This window comes from Paraburkholderia sp. RL18-101-BIB-B (assembly GCF_046026985.1).
Classification (GTDB): domain Bacteria; phylum Pseudomonadota; class Gammaproteobacteria; order Burkholderiales; family Burkholderiaceae; genus Paraburkholderia.
Window position 1 is genome coordinate 1 of the sequence record NZ_JARESV010000242.1, and the last position, 274, is coordinate 274.

General features: G+C 67.2%; 1 protein-coding gene. It reads right to left on the reverse strand.

The genetic code is table 11. From position 1 onward, the window contains the following. Positions 1-274: efflux RND transporter permease subunit (locus P0D73_RS46925; RefSeq protein WP_408436593.1), on the reverse strand; the 274-nt coding region annotated here is incomplete at both ends.

The following is a 274-nucleotide window of genomic DNA, read 5'->3' on the forward strand; positions in this document are numbered from 1 at the left end:
CGCGATCACCGTCGCGCCGAGCATGCCGCCGATCACGCCCGTGCCGATCGAATGCCGGCTGTTGGCCGACGCGCCCGTGGCAATGGCAAGCGGCACGCAGCCGAGAATGAACGCGAGCGAGGTCATCACGATCGGCCGCAACCGTTCGGTCGCCGCCGTGACGGCGGAGTCGTACACCGACTCGCCGCCTTCGCGGTTCAGCACCGCGAACTCGAAGATCAGGATCGCGTTCTTCGCCGCAAGGGCGACCAGCATCGTCAGGCCGATCTGGAAA